The 3,254-nt window shown below is 63.6% G+C and carries 2 protein-coding genes; both read right to left on the minus strand.

What is annotated here, in order from left to right:
• On the minus strand, positions 1-1,752 hold a 1,752-nt coding region (locus tag AC2VNO_RS19535), incomplete at its 3' end, for an NAD(P)-binding protein (protein ID WP_486935691.1).
• Between the two features lie 114 nt (positions 1,753-1,866).
• Complete coding sequence (locus AC2VNO_RS19540) at positions 1,867-2,694, minus strand: class I SAM-dependent methyltransferase (RefSeq protein WP_486935692.1); 828 nt, start codon at positions 2,692-2,694, stop codon at positions 1,867-1,869.
• Positions 2,695-3,254 lie beyond the last annotated feature (560 nt).

The raw sequence follows: 3,254 nt of genomic DNA on the forward strand, positions 1-3,254 counted from the left end.
CAGGCTTGCTGGCAGCAGGGTGAGGCTGCCGGCTTGAAGATGACACTGCCCTGCCTGGCTAACAGGCGTGGCTAAGCGCAGGGGGTCGGCCCGGCGCTCCGGTGCCGCCAGCAGCAGGGCGACGAGATGCGCCGACTGTTCCAGGCACTGCTCCTGCAGGCCGGCACCGCGGGTCCAACCGCCGGCGAACAGCAGCGGGCACACGTCCTGCCGGCCCTCGTATCTCCCGCGGGCGGTGGTCTGGTTGTAGCGCTCCATCTCCACTTGTGCCTCCAGGCACTCGGCATCCAGCACGTTGTGCTTGAACAGGGTCCAGGCCTTGGCTTCCAGGGCACTCTCCATGGGCGGCAGCCGGTCGCGGTAGCCTGCCTGGCCGGGCGCGGAGGCGGCCAGCGCTGCGGGCGCATGCAGGGGTGAATGGCGGCGTTCTAGCATCTCACTGCGGGGAATGCGGTTCAGGTCATCCACCAGGGAGACGAAGAACTGCGGCAGGCCCGCCCGGTCGTAGGTGGGGTTCTCGGCATCGTTCTGGTGACGATTCGCCACGTAGTCGATGCGGTAGGGGGTGAAGGTGTCTTCGGGGTCACGCACTTCGATGTTGTAGGTGCGCCACAGGTTACGATTGGGCGGCAGGCGGGCGGCGGAGGTGTGGCAGACGCCGTAGCTGCGGGTGTAGCGCACCTTGCCGAGAATATGCTGCAGCTCACGCTGGGTCTCGCTCAGGCCATCGCCGAAGGTCAGCAGTGGCAGGGCGTCTTCGGCGTGGGTGGCCATGATCAGCAGGTCGGCCTCCCAGCGGCGTTCGCCGGGATCACGCTCCGTCAGCGTCACGCCCTGGGTCGAGAGGCTGGCCTCGACCTCGATGCCGCGCAGTATCTGAACCCGGGCACCCGGCGTATTCGGGTTGGTGATATGGGCCGCCAGGGCTTCCAGCCAGTGCTGGGCACCGTGCTCGAAGTAGCGACGGTCCGGCGGCGAGCCGCCTTCCTGAATGCGGTAATACTCGAAGGGCGCCTGTAGCGGCATACCCCCCGGGCCGCGGTCGTCGGCGAAGTACATGGCCGAGATGCGGGGGTAGTAGATGCTGTGGCGAATACGCTCCAGCCGCCCCGGCAGCGCGGGGTCTTCCCAGTCGATGCCGGCACTCAACCGCTCCGCCGCCTCGCCCAGCATCTCGAAGGGCGCGGCCACGCAGCCATCGAAGAAGTCGTCCACCGTATAGCGCGGCGTAATGCGCCGGCTCTCCACCAGTTCGATGGCGCTGCGGTGTATCACGGCGATCAATATCGCCAGCCTGCCCCCATCGACCAGGCTCAGCTCATGGGCCGGGTCGCTGACGCCGCGGACCAGATCCCTATCGTCGGTGAGCGCGATGCTGCCGTCGCGGCTGAAATAGCACTCGGTATTCTCCAGCGGCTTCATGCGTTCCAGCTCGCCTATCTCGGCGAGTATGGTGCGCAGGCGGTGGTAGGTGGCCAGATTGACGTCATTGACCCCCAGATCGGCCCAGCGGCAATAGGGCGTTTCGGGCTTGCCCGGCAGGCGCCGGTTGCCCAGGTCGACCCACACCGTCTCGGCATTGCCGCCCAGGGTAGCCTTGCGTTCGAAAATGGTGACCTCGATCTGCCGGACCTCGCCGTCGAGCTGTTTTTTTCCAAGCTCTTGCTCGACGGACTTTTGCAGGTAATAGGCCAGCGAGAGGCCGGAAACCCCGCCGCCAATGATAGCGACCCGCAGCGGTGCATGGTCCATGATGAGGCTCCCCAAGTTGTTGTTGGCTCAAGGATCCACCATGAACACGTCGCAACCAAGGGGGTGAGATGAGGTGATACCGAAGTGATCCGTTGGGGTCCGGTGTAGCAGGTATCAGCTTCTCGCCGCCCTTGTGGCCACAACCTCCAGATACTGAGCCTTAACTCGAGTGCTGCCGTCGGTGGCTTCGTTGTACCGGCTCCAGTGGGCCTCCAGATCGCGACGCAGCGCCTCGCACTCGTCGTTCTCCAGCCGGGCCCAGGCGCGCTCGATGGGGCCGAAGAACAGCCGGTGAAACTCCACCACCTCGGGGACCGAAAATGGGTACTCAAGGGTGACGGTGACCGGTGAGGTGCGCAGTTCGGCGATGCCGTCTTGCAGGCGTTGGCGTACCGTGGCGGCGTCCCCCCAGAGCGCGGGTGAGGGCACACCTTCCGGTGGCGGTACGTGACGACCGACAACCTTGAACATTTCACCGATGAAGGATTCGGGCATCCAGTTGGCCATCGCGATGGTACCCCCGGGGCGGCACACCCGCACCATCTCGGCGGCTGCGAAAGCGGGGCGCGGAGCGAACATGGCACCGTACATGCTCAGTACCATATCGAAGGCGGCATCGGGCTGCGCGAGGTTCTCGGCATCGCCGACCTCGAAGTTGATGTCCAGGCCCTCGGTGCGTGCGCGAGTGCGTGCCTGTTCGATCAGGTTGTCGGCGATATCGATGCCGGTGACCGATGCTCCGGCGCGGGCCGCGGGTATCGACAGATTCCCCGTGCCGCAGGCGACATCGAGCAGTTGCAGGCCGGGCGTTATGTGGCGGTTGGCAATAAAGTCGTCGGCGTGGTGCTGAATGAACTTGGCGACTTCACCGAAATCGCCAGCCATCCAGGTCTTGCGCATGTTGTCCTTGATGATTTGGATATCAGGCGTGGTGTCAGCCATATGACCCCCTCGCACGGTTTGTCCATGCCTCGTTGTTGGATTTCAGAGCACTGTATGCAGTGTAGTTACCGCCGTGGTATCTGGCGCTTTGACGGAGTATGAACGCTCACTTGGAATAGCGAGCAACCCCCACCTCGATCTTCCGAACCTCCAGCCCCTGAGCCAGCCTACTGACTCAGGGGTTTTTTGTTCTTGTCAGCTAAGGACTTTACCGACAGCGCTAGGCCGTGATGAACGATTCGGTCGACTGAAGAGTTTCTTAGTCTCCTTTGTAGGATATTTCCTACGCATCTATCGGCGAAGCGCCACAGATACGCCTGCCTGCGATTGGTATGCTTTTCGCGCGACAAACCGCGCACAATTGCTCACATACCAATAACACGATAGTTTCAGCCGCAGGGAGGCGACATGGCCAAGGCCACCGGATTGCACTTCACTCTGTCCTTGACCGGGGCAGAGGACTTGGCCGTCATCGAGTTCACCCATCGGGAACGACTCTCCGCCCCCTTCGAGCTCTCGGTGCGCTTCGCCAGCCGCGACGGCAGCCTCTCCGCCACCGA

This window comes from Halomonas sp. TH-94, assembly GCF_057473365.1.

Coding starts and splice junctions, on each gene's coding strand:
- AC2VNO_RS19540 (WP_486935692.1), bottom strand. CDS start 2,694: ATGGCTGACACCACGCCTGATATCCAAATCATCAAGGACAACATGCGC.